At 47.4% G+C, this 21,460-nt stretch carries 19 protein-coding genes; 5 read left to right on the top strand and 14 right to left on the bottom strand.

Annotation, left to right across the window (positions count from 1 at the left end; genetic code table 11):
• Positions 1 to 2: 2 nt before the first annotated feature.
• Positions 3 to 728, bottom strand: coding sequence for a monofunctional biosynthetic peptidoglycan transglycosylase (gene mtgA, locus CIK92_RS04135; RefSeq protein WP_094388264.1), 726 nt, complete (start codon positions 726 to 728; stop codon positions 3 to 5).
• A gap of 64 nt (positions 729 to 792) precedes the next feature.
• On the bottom strand, positions 793 to 1,467 hold the full coding sequence (locus tag CIK92_RS04130; protein ID WP_022311091.1) for an OmpA family protein: 675 nt from the start codon (positions 1,465 to 1,467) through the stop codon (positions 793 to 795).
• A gap of 297 nt (positions 1,468 to 1,764) precedes the next feature.
• Between CIK92_RS04130 and proS the strand changes: the two genes are divergently transcribed.
• From proS to CIK92_RS04110, 4 genes are all read left to right on the top strand, one after another.
• Positions 1,765 to 3,246, top strand: coding sequence for a proline--tRNA ligase (proS, locus tag CIK92_RS04125; RefSeq protein WP_094388290.1), 1,482 nt, complete (start codon positions 1,765 to 1,767; stop codon positions 3,244 to 3,246).
• A gap of 291 nt (positions 3,247 to 3,537) precedes the next feature.
• Positions 3,538 to 5,256, top strand: coding sequence for a glutamine--tRNA ligase/YqeY domain fusion protein (locus CIK92_RS04120; RefSeq protein ID WP_094388263.1), 1,719 nt, complete (start codon positions 3,538 to 3,540; stop codon positions 5,254 to 5,256).
• Entirely contained in the window at positions 5,257 to 6,690 is a 1,434-nt protein-coding gene (locus CIK92_RS04115; protein WP_094388262.1) for a lipopolysaccharide assembly protein LapB, read from the top strand. It begins immediately after the preceding gene.
• Positions 6,687 to 7,310 (top strand): DedA family protein, encoded by a 624-nt coding sequence (locus CIK92_RS04110; RefSeq protein WP_022311094.1) that lies wholly within the window; start codon positions 6,687 to 6,689, stop codon positions 7,308 to 7,310. Before CIK92_RS04115 ends, CIK92_RS04110 begins: the two co-directional genes overlap by 4 nt.
• An 82-nt stretch (positions 7,311 to 7,392) precedes the next feature.
• On the opposite strand, the gene CIK92_RS04105 is transcribed toward CIK92_RS04110, so the two are convergent.
• The 4 genes from CIK92_RS04105 to aspS all read right to left on the bottom strand — a co-directional run bounded on the left by CIK92_RS04105 (position 7,393) and on the right by aspS (position 11,127).
• Positions 7,393 to 8,457 (bottom strand): mannose-1-phosphate guanylyltransferase, encoded by a 1,065-nt coding sequence (locus tag CIK92_RS04105; RefSeq protein ID WP_094386110.1) that lies wholly within the window; start codon positions 8,455 to 8,457, stop codon positions 7,393 to 7,395.
• Between the two features lie 75 nt (positions 8,458 to 8,532).
• Positions 8,533 to 8,862 carry a hypothetical protein gene (locus CIK92_RS04100; protein WP_022311096.1) on the bottom strand — a complete coding sequence of 110 codons (330 nt, stop codon included), beginning with the start codon at positions 8,860 to 8,862 and terminating at the stop codon, positions 8,533 to 8,535.
• A 67-nt stretch (positions 8,863 to 8,929) separates the two neighbouring features.
• Positions 8,930 to 9,220, bottom strand: a complete 291-nt coding sequence (locus CIK92_RS04095) for a winged helix-turn-helix domain-containing protein (RefSeq protein WP_022311097.1) — start codon at positions 9,218 to 9,220, stop codon at positions 8,930 to 8,932.
• 143 nt (positions 9,221 to 9,363) lie between these two features.
• On the bottom strand, positions 9,364 to 11,127 hold the full coding sequence (gene aspS / locus CIK92_RS04090) for an aspartate--tRNA ligase (RefSeq protein WP_022311098.1): 1,764 nt from the start codon (positions 11,125 to 11,127) through the stop codon (positions 9,364 to 9,366).
• 155 nt (positions 11,128 to 11,282) lie between these two features.
• Here aspS and CIK92_RS04085 point away from each other — a divergent pair, with 155 nt between their 5' ends.
• On the top strand, positions 11,283 to 11,531 hold the full coding sequence (locus CIK92_RS04085) for a hypothetical protein (protein WP_094388261.1): 249 nt from the start codon (positions 11,283 to 11,285) through the stop codon (positions 11,529 to 11,531).
• A 62-nt stretch (positions 11,532 to 11,593) separates the two neighbouring features.
• On the opposite strand, the gene CIK92_RS04080 is transcribed toward CIK92_RS04085, so the two are convergent.
• The 8 genes from CIK92_RS04080 to CIK92_RS04045 all read right to left on the bottom strand — a co-directional run bounded on the left by CIK92_RS04080 (position 11,594) and on the right by CIK92_RS04045 (position 21,360).
• Positions 11,594 to 14,803 carry a carboxypeptidase regulatory-like domain-containing protein gene (locus tag CIK92_RS04080; RefSeq protein WP_094388260.1) on the bottom strand — a complete coding sequence of 1,070 codons (3,210 nt, stop codon included), beginning with the start codon at positions 14,801 to 14,803 and terminating at the stop codon, positions 11,594 to 11,596.
• Between the two features lie 105 nt (positions 14,804 to 14,908).
• On the bottom strand, positions 14,909 to 16,129 hold the full coding sequence (locus CIK92_RS04075; RefSeq protein WP_094388259.1) for a hypothetical protein: 1,221 nt from the start codon (positions 16,127 to 16,129) through the stop codon (positions 14,909 to 14,911).
• Between the two features lie 20 nt (positions 16,130 to 16,149).
• Positions 16,150 to 16,794, bottom strand: coding sequence for an ATP-binding cassette domain-containing protein (locus CIK92_RS04070; RefSeq protein WP_094388289.1), 645 nt, complete (start codon positions 16,792 to 16,794; stop codon positions 16,150 to 16,152).
• Positions 16,794 to 18,023, bottom strand: a complete 1,230-nt coding sequence (locus tag CIK92_RS04065; RefSeq protein ID WP_094388258.1) for a DUF4836 family protein — start codon at positions 18,021 to 18,023, stop codon at positions 16,794 to 16,796. The genes CIK92_RS04070 and CIK92_RS04065 overlap by 1 nt, the downstream gene beginning before the upstream one ends.
• A gap of 21 nt (positions 18,024 to 18,044) precedes the next feature.
• On the bottom strand, positions 18,045 to 18,767 hold the full coding sequence (locus CIK92_RS04060; RefSeq protein WP_094386124.1) for a 16S rRNA (uracil(1498)-N(3))-methyltransferase: 723 nt from the start codon (positions 18,765 to 18,767) through the stop codon (positions 18,045 to 18,047).
• A 6-nt stretch (positions 18,768 to 18,773) separates the two neighbouring features.
• Complete coding sequence (locus CIK92_RS04055; RefSeq protein ID WP_094386126.1) at positions 18,774 to 19,316, bottom strand: hypothetical protein; 543 nt, start codon at positions 19,314 to 19,316, stop codon at positions 18,774 to 18,776.
• Positions 19,316 to 20,560 carry an MFS transporter gene (locus CIK92_RS04050; RefSeq protein WP_094386128.1) on the bottom strand — a complete coding sequence of 415 codons (1,245 nt, stop codon included), beginning with the start codon at positions 20,558 to 20,560 and terminating at the stop codon, positions 19,316 to 19,318. The genes CIK92_RS04055 and CIK92_RS04050 overlap by 1 nt, the downstream gene beginning before the upstream one ends.
• A 164-nt stretch (positions 20,561 to 20,724) precedes the next feature.
• A complete protein-coding gene (locus CIK92_RS04045; RefSeq protein WP_022311107.1) occupies positions 20,725 to 21,360 on the bottom strand; it encodes an HD domain-containing protein in 636 nt (211 codons plus the stop codon).
• Positions 21,361 to 21,460: the final 100 nt, after the last annotated feature.

The following is a 21,460-nucleotide window of genomic DNA, read 5'->3' as shown; positions in this document are numbered from 1 at the left end:
AGTTATTTGGTAGAATAGATTCCACCCGAACTTGTCTGCGGATTGTAGTCTTCGCCCTCTTTGGGAAACGAGGGTATATACCGCATCTCGTGCTTAATCCTGGATTGCCGTTTACGCATATATGCACTGGGGTATTTGGAACTAAACTTGCGCGGATTGGGCAATGTGGCTGCGATGAGGGCACATTCGGAGCGTGTCAACTCGCTCGCGGTCTTGCCAAAGTTGTACTCGGCACACGCATCCAGACCATAGATGGAGCTGCCCATCTCTATGGAGTTGAGGTAGACCTCCATAATGCGCTGCTTGCTCCACAGCAATTCTATCAAAGCCGTGAAATAGACCTCGAAACCTTTTCTCACCCAGCTTCTTCCCGGCCATAAAAAGACGTTCTTGGCCGTCTGCTGAGTGATAGTGCTTGCTCCGTGCTTGCGACCATGCTTGTTGGTCATATTATGGACGGCAGCCTTCTCGATGGCATCAAAATCGAAGCCATGATGCAGCAGAAAACGGCCGTCTTCGCTGGCCATAACCGCCACAGGCATATGGGGAGACATTTCGTCCAACGGCACCCAGTGATGGTGTATCGTCAATGTTCCGGTTTCAACGCACCTTATTATCATTAGAGGTGTAAGATAGACGGGAACGAAACGGTAGAAAACGACCGCAAGGATGGTGGAGGCGAAGAACAGACCGGCAATCCATCGGATGTACTTAAACAGAATTTTCATTGGTGAGTAAAAAAAGGGGCACAACCCATAACCGGTGTGCCCTTATCTTAATAATAATGTTGATTTAATTGAGTTTACCGGCATTGGCAGAATCTACCATTGCCTGTGAAGCATACAGATAAATCTCTACACGGCGATTGAGCTGGCGTCCGCTGGCTGTAGAGTTGTCGGCAACGGGCTGAGAACTGCCGTAGCCTTCAACCTTCTTCATCTGGACATCGCTGATTCCGCACTGTCTCAGATAAGTGGCCACACTCTGTGCACGAGAATTGGAAAGAGGGATATTGATTCCGTCGTTGCCTGTAGAGTCGGTGTGTCCATAGATATCTACATAGCAGTCGGTGTTCTGCTTCAGCACATTAGAGAACTTTGCCAACTCGTTCTTGGATGTGGCGTTGAGGTCAGACTTATTGGTAGCAAACAAAATGCCACTGTCAAAAGTCACCTTGACGGCAGAAAGACCATTCTTGTCGGTCACCTGCTCAACCTTGGCATTTTCCACCTGAGCCTTGGCCTGCTCGGCCACCTTGTCCATATGTCGGCCAATGATTGCACCGGTTCCCGCTCCTACAACGCCACCAATGGCAGCACCAACGGCAGTATTGCCAGCTATCTTACCGATAATGGCACCCAACACGGCACCACCACCTGTTCCAACGAGAGTTCCGGTTCCCTGCTTGGTCTCACATCCAAGCACAGTAAGTACACACAATAATAGTGCTGTAATCTTGAGTCTCATCTTGTCATCAATTTTAATTATTATCCTTGTCTTAGCATATCAGTCCTTATGGACCACACATTTGTTTATCACTTCTGGTATCAAAAAGTCGCACTGCGACCTTCCACCTTATATTATTTACTGCAAAGATATAATGATTTTCTAAATTTCTATGCGTTTTGAGGAGTTTTTTTCGTAATTTTGCACAATATTGTTGAATATAAATACATTTGAGGCAATAATCAGGCGCATCAAGGTAATCAGCACAAGTCTGACCTGATGCACCCCAAGCACAAAGAAACAAACAAAAGATATAAAATGGCTAAAGAACTGAAGGAGCTCACCAAGAGAGCAGACAATTACAGTCAGTGGTACAATGACTTAGTGGTAAAAGCCGATTTGGCAGAACAATCAGCGGTACGCGGATGTATGGTTATCAAGCCATATGGCTATGCTATATGGGAGAAGATGCAGGCCCAGCTCGACAAGATGTTCAAAGAGACTGGTGCCCAGAATGCCTACTTCCCTCTGCTTATCCCCAAATCATTCCTCTCTCGTGAGGCTGAACACGTAAAGGGATTCGCCAAAGAGTGTGCGGTTGTTACCCACTATCGACTCAAGTCAAGCGACGACGGAAACAGCGTAGTATTGGACCCCAACGCCAAGCTGGAGGAAGAACTCATCATCCGTCCTACCTCTGAGACCATCATCTGGAATACTTACAAGAACTGGATTCACTCTTACCGTGACTTACCATTGATGTGCAACCAATGGTGTAACGTGATGAGATGGGAGATGCGCACGCGTCCATTCCTGCGCACATCGGAATTCTTGTGGCAAGAAGGACATACAGCCCACGCCACTCGCCAAGAGGCCGAAGAAGAAGCTCAGAAGATGCTGCATGTATATGCCGAGTTCGCAGAAAAGTGGATGGGCGTACCTGTATTCCAGGGCGTAAAGAGCGAAACCGAGCGCTTTGCAGGCGCATTGGACACCTATACCATCGAAGCAATGATGCAGGACGGCAAGGCTTTGCAGAGCGGAACCAGCCACTTCCTGGGTCAGAACTTCGCCAAGTCGTTTGACGTTACCTTCTTGAACAAGGATAACAAGCCTGAGTATGTATGGGCTACCTCCTGGGGTGTGTCTACCCGCCTTATCGGTGCGCTCATCATGACCCACAGCGACGACAACGGATTGGTACTTCCTCCGAAGCTCGCTCCTATCCAGGTGGTTATCATACCTATCAGCAAAGGCGGCGAACAGCTGCAGGCCATCAGTGCTAAGCTGAGCCCCGTGATCAACAAGCTGAGAGAACTCGGTGTCAGCGTCAAGTATGATGACTCCGACAACAAGCGCCCTGGCTTCAAGTTTGCCGACTACGAATTGAAGGGTGTGCCCGTGCGTCTGGTTATGGGTGGACGCGACTACGAAGAGAATACTATCGAGGTTATGCGTCGCGACACACTTGAAAAGGCGACCGTCAGCTTTGACGGCATCGTAGAACACGTGATGCAGTTGCTCGAGGACATTCAGGAGCACATCTTCCTCAAGGCCAAGACATTCCGCGACGCCCACGTATATGTATGTGACGACTATGAGGAGTTCAAGACCCGCGTGAAAGATGGCGGCTTCTTCCTCTGCCACTGGGACGGCACAGCCGAGACCGAGGCCAAAATCAAGGAAGACACCCAGGCAACCATACGCTGCGTGCCCTTCGATTACGAGCAGACTCCGGGCGTGGATATGGTTACCGGCAAGCCCAGCAAGTGTCGTGTGCTGATTGCCCGAAGCTATTAAAAACAGACTAAATCCAATCGAAACGCAGACATTATCATGTCAGAAGTTTCCTCTCATATCCCTGTCTGAATAAGAAATACCTTTCAGACAGGGATATATATTACATGAATGAGCATAAAGGGACGCGCCCAGGCTGCGCTGACAAGCCATAGATGCATCAGACGCCAGAAAGAAAGGTTCGCAGCCACATATATATAAATATGTATAGCCGCAGGGATGAAAAAATAAGTCGAACCCTTTGTATTATGCTTGAATTGCAGTATCTTTGCATTAAATTAAACAATTATCACTATGACAACTAAAGAAGAAAATATAGTTGAAGAGAAGAAGAGCTTAAGTTTCGTTGAACAACTCGTCGAGCAGGACTTGGCTGAAGGTAAAAACGGAGGCCGTATCCAGACTCGTTTCCCCCCAGAGCCTAACGGATATCTGCATATAGGTCACGCCAAAGCCATCTGCATGGACTTTGGTGTCGCCGAGAAGTACAATGGTGTCTGCAACCTCCGTTTTGATGACACCAACCCCAGCAAAGAGAACAATGAATACGTTGAGAATATCCTCCACGACATTGAATGGTTAGGTTTCCATTGGGGCAACATCTATTACGCATCCGACTATTTTGAGAAGCTGTGGGAATTTGCTGTTTGGATGATAAAGAAAGGCTTGGCATACGTTGACGAGCAGTCCTCTGAGCAGATTGCCCAGCAGAAAGGCACTCCTACAACCCCAGGTATCGCCAGCCCATATCGCGACCGTCCCGTAGAGGAAAACCTCCGTCTGTTCGAGTTCATGAATACGCCAGAAGCCACTGAAGGCAGCATGGTATTGCGTGCCAAACTAGACATGGCCAATCCCAATATGCACTTCCGCGACCCCATTATGTATCGCATCATCCATACTCCCCACCACCGCACTGGCACCAAGTGGTATTGCTACCCCATGTATGACTTTGCTCATGGTCAGAGCGACTACTTTGAGGGCGTTACCCACTCCATCTGTACACTTGAGTTTGTTCCCCATCGCCCTCTGTACGACAAGTTTATCGACTTCCTCAAAGAGAAAGACGGCAGCGACGACAACCTGCAGGACAACCGTCCACGCCAGATTGAGTTCAACCGTCTCAACCTTACCTATACCGTAATGAGCAAGCGCAAGCTGCACACCCTGGTTGACGAGCATCTCGTAAATGGTTGGGATGACCCTCGTATGCCTACTGTCTGTGGTATGCGCCGTCGCGGTTACTCTCCTGAGAGTATACGCAACTTCATAGACTCAATCGGTTACACCAAGTTTGATGCCCTTAATGACGTCGCTTTGCTTGAGGCAGCTGTTCGCGATGACCTCAACAAGAAGTCCACTCGTGTCTCTGCCGTATTGGATCCCGTCAAGCTGACCATTACCAACTATCCTGACGACATGCAGGAAGAGATGGAAGCAGTCAACAATCCCGAGAACATCGAGGAAGGTACACACAACATCACTTTCTCCAAGCACCTGTGGATTGAGCGTGAAGACTTCATGGAGGATGCTCCCAAGAAGTTCTTCAGAATGACTCCTGGCAAGGAGGTACGTCTCAAGAACGCATATATCGTCAAATGCACCGGCTGTGAGAAGGACGCAGAGGGCAATATCACAGAAATCTTTGCAGAGTACGACCCACTTAGCAAGAGCGGATTGGAAGGTGCCAACCGCAAGGTTAAGGGTACACTCCACTGGGTTAGCGCCGATCACTGCATCCAGGCAGAGGTAAGAGAGTACGACCGCCTCTTCTTTGTAGAGAACCCCTCTGCCGACGAGCGCGACTTCCACGAGCTGCTCAACCCTGAATCTCTGCGCATACGCACCAATTGCTACGTAGAGGAATATGCAGCCAACAAGCAGCCGGGAGAGTATCTGCAATTCCAGCGCATAGGTTATTTCATGGCCGATGCCGACACGACAGCAGAGCATCCTGTATTCAACAAGACCGTGGGCTTGAAGGATGCTTGGGCAAAACAGAACAAGAAGTAAATGATCGATTTTAATAAAGAGCTTTATTTTAAAACCGACAAATTCAAGGTTCTCCTTGACCGTTATGAGAAATCTACGAGTCAGGGAGAACCTTTCTATCTTGACCCAGAAGACCTGACGGACATTGCCGAGTACTACCAGTACCACGAATGTGACGAGAAGGCGCTCAGCACCATTGACAGGGCGATCTACACTTTCCCCAGTGCTGTAGAGCCGCTCCTTTTCCGTTCCCGATACGCTCTTCTGAGAGAAAACGACGTAGAAAAGGCCAAGTATTACGCCCTACAAATCATAGACACGTCTGACTATGATTACAAATATCTACATGCCGAAATCCTTATCCATGAAGGCAAACCCGAAGAGGCAGACGAGTATCTCCGCATGGGCGTTGACGACTTATCTCCTCGCGAAAGAGCCGATTATGTTTATGACGTGGTCAATTTGTTCTTGGACTACGACGCTCTTGACTGTGCCCGGAAATGGATAGAGCTTATCGACGACAAATCAGGTAAAGACTATCGCGAGACATCGGCGCGTTGCTACCTACTCAACCAAGAGTATAGCCAAGCAGAGGAGCTATACATGCAGCTGGTGGACCAAGACCCCTACTCCACTTATTACTGGACGCAGCTTACGGATTCCCAGTATCTTAATGGAAAAATCTCTGAAGCCCTGCAAAGCAGCGAATTCGCCCTTGCGATTGACTCCCAGTGCGAAGATGCCTTGTTGGCAAAGGCCAACTGCCAATTCACGTTAGGCCAACTTGCTGATGCGCTTGATTTCTATCACCGCTACAGCGCTTTGCGTCCAAATGACGGATATGTAGAGTCACTTATCGGTTCAACTTACGTCAAGATGAACAATCTCGAAGAGGCTTTGATTCATTACAACAAGGCTATCCTTCTCGCAAACGGTGACCGTTCGCTGTTTATAGATATTTCCAAGCAGAAAGCACTGCTCCTGTCTTCTATGGGGCTAAGAGACAAAGCTCTCTTGGTCATTGAGAACTGCATCAACACTGCCAAAAACAATATCGCCGACCTCCATGTCATAAAGGGGTATATCTATATGGACGCTGGAGAAACCGATGAAGGATTACGGCAATTTGAGACCGCCATTACCCTGTCCGACAATGACCCCTTCATCATCTATCAGATAGGCACAGCCTGCTATGACAATGGGGAGTATGACCTGGCCTACGACGCCCTTAGGCGCATCACGATAGAAAACCAGGATGACAACCCCATCGACGGCTGGGCTTACTACGCAGCCTGCTGTGCCAAGATGGGACGCGCGGATGAATTCCTCTACGCCCTCCGCAAGGGATGCGAGGTCAATCCTGCTGAAGTCTCTATCGTATTTTCCAACATACTGCACCCCAATATACCATTTACTGATTTATACGAATTCATCAAAAACAAATTTATAAAATGAACTGGTTATCATCACTATTAGGCAACCTGAATTACGGAACGATATTCTTCCTGATGTTGCTGGAGAGCACCGTTATCCCCGTACCGTCAGAGCTGGTTGTATCGCCCGCAGCTTATCATGCAGCCGGAGGAAACCTCAATGTATTTCTTGTCATACTGTTTGCAACGATAGGTGCCGACTGCGGTGCTACTATCAATTACTTTGCAGGTTATTACTTGGGGCGTCCAATCATCTATCGCTTTGCCAACAGCAAGTGGGGACGCATGTGCCTGCTCAATCAGCAAAAGGTAGAGAAGAGCGAGAAGTTCTTCTACGACCACGGAGTCATCGCCACACTTACCGGCAGACTGCTCCCTGGCATACGACACCTCATCTCTATCCCCGCCGGTCTTTCCAAGATGAAATTCTGGAAGTTCATCCTTTACACCACCATCGGCGCCGGTCTGTGGAACTGCATCCTGGCACTGCTGGGATGGTATCTGCACTCAGTGGTTCCCGAGCAGGAACTCAACGACAAGATTATGGAATATGGAGAGTATATCAAGTTGGGCATCATCGCCCTTGTGGGCATTGCCATCGTATACTTCGTAGCCAAATGGCTTCTTAAGAAAAGAAAATAAGTATTATCAACCATAGAAAAAGCATCAATCCCGCTTGGATTGATGCTTTTTCTATTTTATCAAGCCACTGTATCGGCCCTGATTATCCTTCGCCGCTAAACTGGCGGATGCGCTGTTCTTCTGACAATTTGCAAATCAACAGCACACCATCTTTCTCAGCTACGATATAGTTGTCCAACCCCTGGATAACCACTTGCTTCTGCTGCAAGGTATGCACCACACAGTTGTGACTTTCATACATCTCAATCTTCTCGCCGATGAGCGTATTTCCATAGAGGTCGTGCTTGGTCTGCATCTGCAGACTTCCCCACGTGCCCAAGTCACTCCAACCGAAGTCGGCCGGGCAGACGAAGATTTCCTCAACACGCTCCATGATTGCGTAGTCTACAGAGATATTCTCGCACTCTGGATAGACTGCATTAATCATCTGCTGCTCATCTGCCGTTCCATAGACCGGCATCAGGTTCTCAAATATCTTGGCTATTGCGGGCTGATACACTCTGAATGCGTTGACGATAGTGCTGACACTCCAGATAAAGATACCGGCATTCCAGAAGTAGTCGCTCTCTTTGATATATTCCTGAGCGGTTTCAAGATTGGGTTTCTCCTTGAACTTGTCAACACGGAAAATTTTCTTCTGACGCAAAGAACTGACACTCAGGTCGGCCTTGATATAGCCATAACCCGTCTCCGGACGGTTGGGCTTCATGCCCAAGGTTACGATGGCATCAGAATCCTGGGTGAAGTCCATGCAGAGCTTGATGATGCGGCGGAACTCTTCGACATCGGTCACTATATGGTCACTGGGAGTAACCACCACATTGGCCTTGGGGTCCTTTGACTTGATGCGCCAGCTCACATAGGCTATACACGGAGCTGTATTTCGCCTACATGGCTCTTGCAGGATATTCCCATAGGGGATTTCAGGAAGCTGCTGATGCACCAGCTCTACATATTTCTGATTGGTAACCACCCAAATGTTCTCTGGGGAGAAACCACTGAAACGCTCGTAAGTGAGTTGAAGCAATGATTTGCCAACACCTAACACGTCGATAAACTGTTTAGGTCTCTCGGATGTACTCATTGGCCAGAATCTGCTACCCACGCCACCAGCCATAATCACAAGGTGATTGCTACTCTTACTCATTATTTTCATATTTAGTATAACTTTACAAATGTATGAAAATAATTTCAAATGGAAAAAGAAAAGGGTGAATATTTTCTAAAATAGAGACAGCGACGTGTCTTCTTCGGATGCAGGTGAGGTTTCTTCTTGCTGGAGTTCGTCAAACTGCAATTGCAACTGTCGGAACACTTCAGAATTGAGATTCAGACAATACGTTCCTCTTTGCGTACCTTTTCTGATGACAGAATCGGTCTTTTTGGAGTTGCGTATGAGATAAGAGGAAACCTGTTTGTGGACGAGATTATAATCGAGAGGCTGAAAAAAGGAATTGTTTGCATTGAAGACATAGCGTGAGATGTCCTTGACAGCAAGCCCATCCTCTCCGGCTGCAAACAAAAGGTCTATGATTACTTTCTCGTAATTCATGTGAAATCATTAAAAAAGGTCACACTTAACTGAAAGTAAGTGTGACCCTTTCTTCATATACTTAAATTTATGCAAGAGCAACCTTGTTGTCCTCGTCTTTGATTTTGCCTTCCTTGAAAAGCCATCCCATTCCTACGAGGACTTCATCCTCTGTAATGTTGGCCAACTTGGCAATCTCTGCTATTGTCAGCGCCTTCTCTGCTGTTGCAAGAGCCTGATATACATCACCAGCCTTGAAACCTACGTTCTCTGCTGTCAGTACAACTACACTCTTCGAAGCAACCTTCTTAACTGTTGATTTTTTTGTCGTTGCAGTCTTCTTGGTTGCAACAGCTTTTGTTGTTTTCTTTTCTGTCATAATTTAGTAAATATTTAACCTTACGTCATTCAATCTTTCTATCTTGTAACTTTTTGTAATGCAAAGATAACAATTTATCGACTTGCCAGCAAATATATGTACGAAAATATGACAAAATCGAGAACTTTTGTAATTTTATTTTATCAATCTTGACTCAAATCAACGGAGATTTTAAGTTCTTCCAACTGTTTGGAAGCCAGCTGGGAAGGCGCATCGAGCATCACGTCACGTCCAGAATTGTTCTTGGGGAAGGCGATACAATCGCGGATAGAATCGAGACCAGCCATGATAGAGACGAAGCGGTCGAGACCGAAAGCGAGACCAGCGTGGGGAGGTGCACCATACTTGAAGGCGTTCATCAGGAAGCCGAACTGAGCCTCTGCACTCTCCTTGGTAAAGCCCAATATCTTGAACATCTTCTCCTGAAGGTTGGAGTCATGGATACGGAGCGAACCGCCACCGACTTCGATACCATTGCAGATGAAGTCATAAGCCTTGGCACGCACGCGCTCGGGATGTTCATCCAAGAGAGGAATATCATCAGGGTTGGGCATCGTGAAGGGATGGTGGGTTGCCATGAGACGCTGCTCCTCTTCTGACCACTCAAAGAGTGGGAAGTCTACTATCCACAGACACTCAAACTTATTCTTGTCGCGCAAGCCAAGACGCTCACCCATCTCAAGACGGAGTGCGCAGAGCTGTGTGCGCACCTTGTTGGCAGGACTGCCGCTCAGTATCAGAACCAAATCGCCATCCTTGGCACCGGTCTTTTCCTTGACTTCTGCCAACACTTCTGCGCCATAGAACTTGTCTACAGAGCTCTTTACCGAGCCATCTTCGTTGTACTTGATGTACACAAGACCCTTTGCACCCACCTGAGGACGCTTTACGAAGTTGGTGAGTTCGTCAAGCTGCTTGCGGGTGTAGTTGGCACAACCGGGCACACAAATCGCACCGATATAGGCAGCCTCGTTGAACACGGCAAAGTCTGCCTTGCCATCAAATACATCCTTGAGCTCGACAAATTCCATGCCGAAACGCAGGTCGGGCTTGTCGGAACCGAAGCGGCGCATGGCCTCATGCCATGTCATCTGCTGCAACTTGGCGGGAAGGTCTACACCTCTAACCTCCTTGAACAGCATGCGGCACATATCCTCGAACAGAGAGATAACATCTTCCTGGTCTACGAAACTCATCTCACAATCGACCTGAGTAAACTCGGGCTGACGGTCGGCACGCAGGTCCTCGTCGCGGAAGCACTTGGCTATCTGGAAATAGCGGTCGAAGCCTGCAACCATAAGGAGCTGCTTCAGGGTCTGAGGGCTCTGAGGGAGAGCATAGAACTGACCGGGATTCATACGAGAGGGAACCACGAAGTCGCGGGCGCCTTCAGGAGTAGAACCGATAAGTATTGGAGTTTCAACCTCTATGAACTGCTGTGCATCGAGGAAGTTGCGGATAAGTATCGTCATACGGTGACGCAGCTCCAGATTGCTACGCACCACATTGCGTCGAAGGTCGAGATAGCGGTACTTCATACGCAGGTCGTCGCCACCGTCGGTATTGTCCTCGATGGTGAAGGGAGGCACAGCACTGGGGCTAAGCACAGTGAGCTCAGACACGAGGATTTCGATATCACCCGTAGCAATCTTATCATTTTTGCTCTGTCGTTCACCGACAACACCCTTAGCCTGGATGCAGTATTCACGACCCAAGCGATTGGCCTGCTCACACAAAGCAGCATTAACAGATTCGTTGAAGACAAGCTGGGTTATACCATAACGGTCACGCAAATCGACAAAGGTCATACCACCCATCTTGCGTACTTTCTGCACCCAACCAGCCAAGGTAACTTCGACGCCATTATCGGCAAGACGAAGTTCGCCACATGTTTTTGTTCTATACATAAAGATATATATTAATTCTTCATGCAAAATTACTATATTTGAAGATAACAACAAAACAAAAAACTAATTAATATTCAAACGTATCAACTAAAATGCTAAATAGTGGACGGCGCAAGACCGACTTCGCTTGCTTTTCCGCTGCCACCGGACTGGATATGGCTATAGCCGACACCATGCAAACCTGCAAGCCAATGACCGTAAAGACATCAAAGTATGCCGTGGACAGTTATAAAGTAAACGCAAAGCATGAAATCAGGAAATCAAGGTTAGCATCACATGTTGCGCGATTGGCAACAACAATTTCAAACCCTGAAAACAAGATTATTGCCATCGAGGCATTATTGTCACGAGAAGCGAAGAAGATAGGGGCAAAGCGCGACGCTTATTCGACAATGAAAGAATAAAATAAGCCTTTCAGGAAACTGGCTCCCGAAAGGCTTATTTATAATGAAGTTAGTCTTATGCGTTAGAATGTGTACTTCAGACCAAGCTGACCACGCCAACGGCTGTAGTAAGACTGAGGATACTTGATGACATAGTCTGGAGTGCTGAGGAACTGGAACTTGCCACCATCGTAGGTCAGAGGAGAAATCAACTCGTTAGAATAAGTTGTTCCGTAGGTACGGCCCCAATCCTTGTTGAGGAGGTTGCCCACATTGAGGATGTCAAGAGACAACTCGAGAGAGTGTACCTGCTTGCCCACCTTCACGCTCATCTTCTCAGCTACGTGGAAGTCGAAGTGGTTCTCGAAAGGCAGGTTGTCTGCGTTGCGCTTGAAGTATTCGCCACGATGATCCTTGAGATAAGGAGTCTTGGCCAACCATGCCTTCAGGTTCTGACGCTGCAGTTCCTCGGTATAGTTGCCCTGAGCCTTGAAGGGCATCAGGTCGATCTGCTCGTCAGTAGGAATGAACATCAGGTCATTGCCACGACCGTTGTCGCCATTGAGGTCTCCGCTATACAACATAGAATAAGGTGAACCGCTTCTGCCCTGGTAGATAACACCGATAGTAGTGGTGAAGTTCTTATTGTTGGCAATGTGGAAACGGTAGAAAGCAGATGCCTTGATCATGTGGGGCAGATTGTAGGCACTGTAACCCAACTCAGGAGCATTGGAGAAACGATATGTAGAGGTGTTGTTCCAGTTGCTGGCAGCCTGAGAAGAAGTGGCAGGACAAAGGCTCTTAGACTGTGTGAAGGTGTAAGAAGCAGCAAGGTCAAGACCGAAGTCGAAACTCTTCTCTGCCTTCAGTGAGAGGCTGTAAGAATAACCCTTGTTGCTGTTCTTAAGAGCATAGATGTTAGAGAAAGGAAGACCCTTGGTCACGCGCTCGTACATAGGACGATTGTCCCAATACATACCTGTCACGTCGCCAAATGTCTTGCCGGTCTCAGCATAAGCAATGTTCTGATAATATACATCGTTCAGTGTCTTGCTGTAGATTGCCTCCGCAGTCCAGTCGATGCCAAGAGCCTTGAAATCTACACCGAGGTTGGCACGAAGGTTCTGGGCAAACTTGAAGTCCTTATCAAAGACGTTGATGGTCTGGTTACCGCTGCTGGCGTTGAGCAGCTGACCGTTCTCAGCCTGCTTGTTGGGGTCCAGAATCAACGTAATCTTATCGTTGCGCTTTACATTGTAAGAAGACATCTGGATACCGGTATTGGAGAAGCTGTTGCTCAGCCATACGAAAGGTACACGACCGGTGAAGATACCCACACCACCACGTACGATGAGCTTGTGCTTGTTGTCCTTATCCCAACGGAAGCCTACGCGGGGGCTCCACATAGGTGTAGAGTTGAGCTTGTTATTGGTTCTGTATCCATAGCCGTTCTGGGCAGCCCACGCGTTGAATGGAGCATTCTCTGAAGGAGTATCAAAGAACAAGGGGAGGTCCATACGCAGACCATAGGTGAGCTGCAGAGAGTTAGAGATATCCCACTTGTCCTGGATGTAGAAACCTAACTGGGCAGAACCGAACTTGGCTCTCCAACGGGCATTGCCTGTAACGTCTACATTGGCCTGCTGGAAGTAATACTGGTTGATATATTTACCGATACCGGGAGTACCAGCCTTGAAACCTTCATAATAGCTGAAGAAATCATCGGGATTCTGGAAATAATATGAGCCAAAGAGATTTGGGATAAAGAGGTTTGAGAAGCTATACACCTCATTGTGTGTACCCATAGTGATGGTATGGTTGCCCTTATACCATGTCAGGTTGTCCTCGAAGGTAAATACGTCCTGGTCAAGACCATTGGCCATTGAGTTGTACTCATTACCGATGTTTACAGAACCATTGTTATTACCTACCTTTGAAATCTGGATGGCTGGGAATGGAGTACCAGAAGTACGGGCATCACGAACCATTACATAAGAAGCACGAAGCTCATTGCTCAACACAGGGCTGAGACGAGACTGGAGCTCGGCCATGATGGTATTGGTATTGGACTTGTACTCATAGATGTGGTCGCCAGTGTTCAGAGTAGCGATACCGCCACCACCCTTCATAGAACGGGCGTTGACATAGCTCCAGCGAACAGACAACTTATTGAAGTCGTTGATGTTCCAGTCCAACTTGACACTTGCCTTGTTGCTCCAAGTGCGCATATCGGGGTTGGCATAAATACCATTGTAGTCATAACCCTGTCGTTGTGCCATATCCTTGACAGCGTCAAGAATCTTCACAGCCAGGTCGGCATCTACCTTAGAGCCACCGGTACCCAGTCCATAGTCATTAGGATATGACTTGTCTGAGCTCTCGAAGTTAGCGAAGAAGAACAGCTTGTCCTTGATAATGGGACCGCCCAAAGTGAAACCGAACAATGACTCGCTCTCTTTAGAATAAGGTGCAGCGTAAGTTCCATCATGGTTCAGGAAGTGACGACCTACGAGTTTTTCGTTGTTGCCATAGATATAAGCACTACCATGGAAGGTATTGGTACCACTCTTGGTAATGGCATTGATGGCACCACCGGTGAAACCGCTCTGACGAACGTCAAAGGGAGCGATGTTGATCTGAATCTGCTCAATGCTTTCCATCGAAACAGGCTGTGTATTAGCCTGACCACCGTTACTACCATTGTAGGTAAGACCGAAAGCGTCATTATTCATTACACCGTCAATCTGGAAAGCGTTGTAACGGGTATTTGTACCGGCAAAAGACATAGAACCCACCTGCTCATTTGAATTGATTTGGGGATTAAGGCGCGCAATGTCGGCGATGCTGTGGGTAATAGTAGGCATATTGGCTATCTGTGTAGCATTGATGCTCTGTGCCGCACCTGTCTTGGTGGCATTAAGACCTGCCTTGCCAGCAACGACAACCTCGTCAAGCATCTTGGCATCTTCTTCCAACGAACAAGAAAGGTTCTGTGATTCACCCAACAACAAGCTAACCTTGTTGAAAGTCTTGGTCTGATGGCCAATATAAGATATCTCTACCTTATAGGGTCCGCCAGGACGCATACCCGGAATGTTAAATCTTCCGTGAACATTAGTAACGGCACGATACACGGTACCAGATGGCTGGTGGGTTGCGGTCACTGAAGCACCGATAACCTCATCACCCTGAGAGGTAACCTTACCATTAATACCTGAAGTCGTAATTTGTGCCATAATCGATGTTGTAAAGGCCAACATCATTAAAGCAATAATGGTTAAACGTCTCAACATATTATAAAAGTTAAGTTAAAATACTACTCAGCGTAGTAACTATTGTTAATATTTGGTGCAAATATAGGTATTTTTTTTTAATTAATCATAAAGAGCGCGTTAAAATTATGATACAACGCCGTTATTTCGCCTTTTACTATACCAGATCTGTTGGATACGGTTATGAATGACGATAAAATTGAGCATTGAAAGCACCAAAACGACACCTGCACCTAATGCAATCATAAGCATCGGTGACGACTTGTCCAACGAGGGAGACAATGCCAACAAATAATCATAATAATACCCCCTCAATATGAGCACTGCGCAGATGGAAACGAGAAGGATGCCGACATTGAGCACCAGGGTAAGCATCTGATAGGGCCATGCTACGGAGCGCGTGGTATATCCTATCAACAGCAGGTTCTCCAGCTTGTCCTCATTCTTCTGGACGAGCAAGAAGATGCTCAACAAGAGGATGTAGAAGCTCAATGCAGAGATGAGAGCGCCGACAACCATAACGAGAGCTACAACCAACTTGAGAAAATATGCAGTCTTCTCATTGTTCATCTGGTCGCTGTCGACCTCATAGCCGTGGTCTTCGAGATATGAGGTAACCTCCTTGCTGGCAGGATTGTCAAAATGGACAAGAATACGTGATGGCTGGGAGTGGGATTGAGAACTGAAGTTGCGGTTAGTCCAATCCATAAACGACTGAGGCACAAGTATGGAACTGATCTTATTAGAGAAACCAATCAGTTTGCCCGTGAACACCTCTTTCTTGCCATCTCCCTGAACAAAGAGAGAGATGTCGACCATACCAAGAACGCCATCGGAGAGCGTAGGCAGCGAATGGGACTTGGCAAAGCCGAAATTATACATTGTTATATATGACCTCGGCAGAAGTACGGGCACTACCCTATCGCCCTCAGCATAATTCCACTGACTCTTGTCGATATCAACAAATTCATCGGGTACGCTTTCGAAATATACTTCGGAATTGAAAATTGTGTTGCCATCAATCGACATGGTCGCATTGGCATGATACTCGTTGGATGAAAACACGCCCAAAGATTCTACAAACGGCTGGCTTCGCAGGTCTTCGACGTCATCTGGAGAAAATAGATTGGTCTGGCCAGAAACGACACTTGACGAGCGGACGGCCTTGGTCAATACCACCTGGTCATCGTTCATGAAACTGTCTTCGCCTGTGAAACAGGGAAGCACATCAATATAGAACTGGAATCCCAAAAGAATGATGGTCAAGCCAACGAGATTGGCAAAGAAGAATCCCAACAGTTGGCCTTTACTTATATGTTTGCTCAGTAACTTCCAAATCAAATTCATTTTCAGCAATCTTTAGAAATCTACAAACAGAATACCTTGTCATAATCCAAATCCATGTGCTTGCCAATACTGGTAACGATGACGCCAGCCCCCTGGCGGTGTGCTTCCTCCATCATGAGCGATGCCATAACCGCAGCATTTTCGTCGTCAAGATGGCTGATGGGTTCGTCGGCGACAAGGAAATCAAACGGTTGGGCCAAGGCTCGCATAAGAGCCACACGCTGCTGTTGCCCAAAGGACATATTGGCGATAGGGGTATCCACCTTGTCTGATATGCCTAACATCTCGAACCACTGGTTTACCTGAGAGGCCGTAACATGATGGGTAAGAGAGTTTTTAATCATCACATTGTCATGGGCAGACAATTCGGGGAACAACCGGAGTTCCTGAAACAAATGGCTGATGCCGGAACGGCGCACATCAACCCACTGCTGCATACTGAAGGTGGTCGTGGGTGTATCGTCGAACAGCAATTCGCCGGTATAATCCTGGCGATAACCGATAAGATAACTGCAGAAGGTGCTCTTGCCTCTGCCACTATGGGCTTCCACCAAATAAGTCTTGCCCTTTTCCAAGGTCACATCCTGGTTCCACACATCGGATTTCAGGTCAGCGCAACTGGAAAAGACATGAGGAACGACGCTTTTTAACCGAATCTGTTTCATCATTTTACTGTTAAGACCATCAACTGTCTGTTGCCCAATGCCGTGTGGACACTCTGAAGCAATGGCAGCGGTGCTACGCGCTGCAATTCGGCAAGGTTCACGAGCATGGCTGCCCTTTTCCCCTGTACCACAGCATCCCATTTCCCATTTTGCGCAACTTTCTTATATGGAATGCCCATGAAGAAGGTTCCATCTTCGGTTACACCGATAGGCATCTCGCTCATATCGGCAGGTACAAACTGATGCCAGTCGGCTGTCAGCCGTGAAACAAGCAGATGAAGTTGGCTGGAATGAGTAGGAACACTGACCAGCATCTCTCCCGATGAGGTGTCAAAAATCTTCCTGTAATTGATATCAGAACCGACGTTCAAGGCGGAGAAGAGTTTGTCAAAATCGTTTTTCCCCTGGGTAAGCTCCGTCATCGTTGTCTTGCTGTTCAAGAGGATTGACACAAAGTTATGCTCGTCTATATATGACGCATATTTGCCACGAAGAATATCCATCTGGCGGAGCTGGTAATCTCTGATGGTCTCATCATCCTTGTGGTTCTTTGCAAATATGGCTCCATCGACCTGAACATAATCGCTGCTGACAGAAATGCCTGCACGATAATACAGTTGGTTGGCATCCATATCCTTGGGCGCACAAAGCATAAGTGACGAGCGCATCAGTTCGGGAAGGGAAGTCATGGCAGCAACCATAGCCATAGGCTCGTGAATGGAGTCGAGTTGATGAACCAAGTCGGAGGCACGCAAACCTTTGTCGGCATCCTGCTTGAGATAGCTGGCCATTTTAACCATAAGATTGCGCTGCTCGCCCGCAGTGACGGGCCCCATCACAAGCAGAGACTTGGCATTGAAACCCACTACCCAGGAATTGCCCAAAACAGAGAATGTACATTCGCGGAAATCGGTGAGTTTGAAACCGTTTTTGCCCATAAGCTCCTTGAGGTTGTCCTCATCGGACACACAGCAACAAAGGCCATAAAAACCTTCGGGAGACTCAAAGGCATAAACCTTTTGGGCAAGGTCTATGCCGCGGGTAGTCATATTGTGGATATGGAAAAGAGAACGCATAAAGACATTGCTATCCATACCCTTGTATTTCATCAAATCAACGGATACCACCAAGGGACTTTTCTTGGGAACGGCATCCATATAATCATCGCTGTCTGAACACGAAACAATCAACGTGCTCAGCAAAATGAATAAAAATGCGAGCTTCTTCATTGTTATATATTAATAAGGTGTCTATTTCCTAAGAGACAACTGAGCCATGGTTACGGCCATGAGACCAGCCGTTTCTGTGCGCAAGCGGAAATCGCCAAGAGATATAGACTGATAACCGTTGGCGATGGCGGCGCGAACCTCATCGATAGAGAAATCGCCTTCGGGGCCAACAAGAACCGTACAGTCTTCAGCCGCCCCGTCGGCTGTAAGCAGGGTAAACAAATCGAGTCGTGGCACCTCATTATAGCAATGCGCTATAAACTTGCGGCCGGTTCGTGGTTGCTGGATAAAGGTGTTGAAGTCAACCATTTCGTGTACGACTGGCTTGAATGGCTTTCGGCTCTGCTTCATGGCCGAAACGACTATCTTGTCCAAACGCGCGGTGTTGACAACTTTGCGTTCGGAAAAAGCGCACTTGAGTAGGGAAAGTTCGTCAAAACCAATCTCGGTGGCCTTCTCGGCCATCCACTCGATACGTTCCATCATCTTGGTTGGGGCAATGGCCAAATGGATGTTTCCGAGCCAAGCCTTGCCGGGATGCAGCGTCTCGACAATCTCATAAAAGCAATGCTTGGACGAAGTCATAGTGACCTTGGCTCTGTAAATGCCACCATCTCCATCCATGAGAAACATCTCGTCACCTGAAGCCAATCTTAACACACGCAAGGCATGTACTGCCTCTTCGGCAGGCAGTTCGTTCTGAGCAGACGCCTGGGGTACATAAAAATACCGTGCTTCTTTCATAATTTCTTATTTTTTTCTGTTATCCATCTCTTGTTTGATGGCCATCGCCATCCTGTAATCTTCGTCCTTGACTGCCCGACGAAGTGCATTCTCCAACAACTCGTAACTAAGCACATTGAGTGGCAAAGACATTTTCTCGTTGTCGGGATTGTAATCCACGCCCTGTATGTCAAACAGCTGCGGGCTTATGTATATAGGCAAATCGGCTACGGCTGCCAATGTGATGGCAGCCGTAGGTTCCAACTTGTATGCAATTGATTTTTCGACATCTTGTAATTCCATTCTGTATTTGCCACTACTCACATCGGTAACATGCACCTCGTAAGGGGCGCCTGTGTGGTCTCTGATAATGGTCCATAAGACGGATATCAACGCATCTACAGACGTATGTCGCTTCTTGAAGAAACCCTCCAAATCATAAAGTCTATCCATATTGCAAGGCATGCTAAGATGCTTTGTCTGGTCGGCGTCGGTGAGGACAATCAACCCTATATTGCCGAATTGTCTCAACTGCGTCACTCCCTTTATGTATAGGCGGGTTTTGTCCATTATGCCTTAACTCCTGTTTTACGTGGTCTGAACATAAAGGCGAATGCCACACCAACTACCAAAGCGTAGGCTGCAAAGATGTACCAGCAGGTGGCCCACTGGGTTGCGCCATTGGCGTCTGTATAGGCAGTGACTACAGCCTGGGCAGCAAAAGAGCCGAGGGTTGCACCGATACCATTGGTCATAAGCATAAACACGCCCTGCGCACTTGAACGAATCTTCGAATCGGTATTGTCGTTGACAAACAACGAACCAGAGATATTGAAAAAGTCGAAAGCCACACCATAAACAATCATCGAAAGGATGAACATCCAGACACCCGCACCTGGATTGCCGGCGCCAAGAAGAGCGAAACGGGCTACCCAAGCAAACATGGCAATAAGCATAACGTTCTTGATGCCATAACGCTTCATGAAGAATGGAATCATCAAGATGCAGAGGGTCTCGCTAATCTGGGACAAAGAGTAGAGAATGACGGGATACTTCACGCCAAAGGTACCGGCATATTCGGGCAGCGACTTGAAGCTCTCGATAAATGGGGTGGCAAAGCCGTTGGTAATCTGCAGACTGACGCCCAAGAGCATGGAGAAAACAAAGAAGATAGCCATGCGCTTCTGCTTGAAAAGAGCAAAGGCACGCAATCCGAAAGCGTCTACCAGACTTTGCTTGTTATCATCATCACTCAGCGGACAGGTAGGCATGCTGAAGGTATAAAGGAAGAGAATCAGACTGAAAGCACCAGACACGAAGAACTGTTCGTATGTACTCTTGAAGCCCATGATGTCGACAAACCACATGGCAACGATAAAGCCTACGGTTCCGAAGACACGAATAGGCGGGAACTCCTTGACGGTGTCCATGCCCTTGAGTTCAAGACAATAATAGGCAACGGAATTGGTGAGCGCCAAGGTGGGCATATAGAAGCCAACGCTCAATGAATAGAATGTAAAGAGAATGGCAAAACTTGCCCCTTCACCATTAACCATACCATACCATCCTGCCGCAAACATAAAGAGGGCTGCCAGAAGATGACAAATACCCAAAAGGCGTTGTGCCGGAATCCAACGGTCAGCAATAATTCCCATCAAAGCGGGCATGAAAATAGAAACGATACCCTGCATGGCATAAAAGGCGCCAATATGTCCGGCCATGCCAATATTACCGAGGTAGATTCCCATACAGGTGAGGTATGAACCCCACACCGCGAACTCCAAGAAGTTCATCAAAGATAAACGCACTTTCATCGATCTTAAATTTTTAGTTTAATACAAAGGTAATGTAAACCATAGATAATACAAAATAATTGTCTGTTTTTTTGCTTTCGCTATTCGCTTTTTAAGTAGATGTAGCAGCATGTAGAAGAATGTGGATGTCCGTTGTGCCGGGCGTATCTACTCCCAAGAACGGTTTAGGTTTTGGACACTTCCTGCTGATAAATCATGTCAAACCACTCACGGAGCATGGACTTGCTTTCAATGATGGTCTGTATCTGCTTCAACTTGTTTCGATTGGGAGAATTGGGTATCCACAGCTTAATATATCCGTTGACGGAATACTTTTCGGTCATATGCATGACAAAACGCTCCCATTGTTGCTCTGGGGTGATATCGGGATATTTCTCAAGTCCAAACTGTATTGCCCGCCTGAAGACCACCTCGGTATCAAGGTCGCGGTCGGCTTCGGCAACAATCTTACCATAAATGGAGCGAGGCTGGCGACTGGCTGACGCGCGGTGGTCCTCCACAGCCTCCTTCATGATAACAATACGTTCTGGACTGAACCACTTTTTGAGCCGCGCATCACTGGCGAGTATTTTACCGCCAGTTAAATGATGTATGGCACGAGGCCCATTCATGCCTAAATCATGGTAAGCGGCAACCACATAAGCCATATCTATATCAGCACCGGTGAACCGAGCCAGTTCCATACTGTTTTTGATAACACGCATAACGTGGCTCAAGCCATGGCTTTTGCCGAAATCAGCATAACGCGGGAGAATATGATTCTCTACATATTCCATGATGTCGAGGTTCAACTGCTGCATGATGGTTACAAAATAGATTGTTTATTGGTTGATAGATACGATATCAAACCCACTATCGAGGTGCAAGTTTGATATCGTATCTGGTGTGACAATACCTATG

Source organism: Prevotella sp. P4-67, assembly GCF_002251325.1.
In the GTDB taxonomy this organism is placed as follows: domain Bacteria; phylum Bacteroidota; class Bacteroidia; order Bacteroidales; family Bacteroidaceae; genus Prevotella.
The sequence above is the reverse complement of the archived record's forward strand: the minus strand, read 5'-3'. Positions and strand labels throughout refer to the sequence as shown.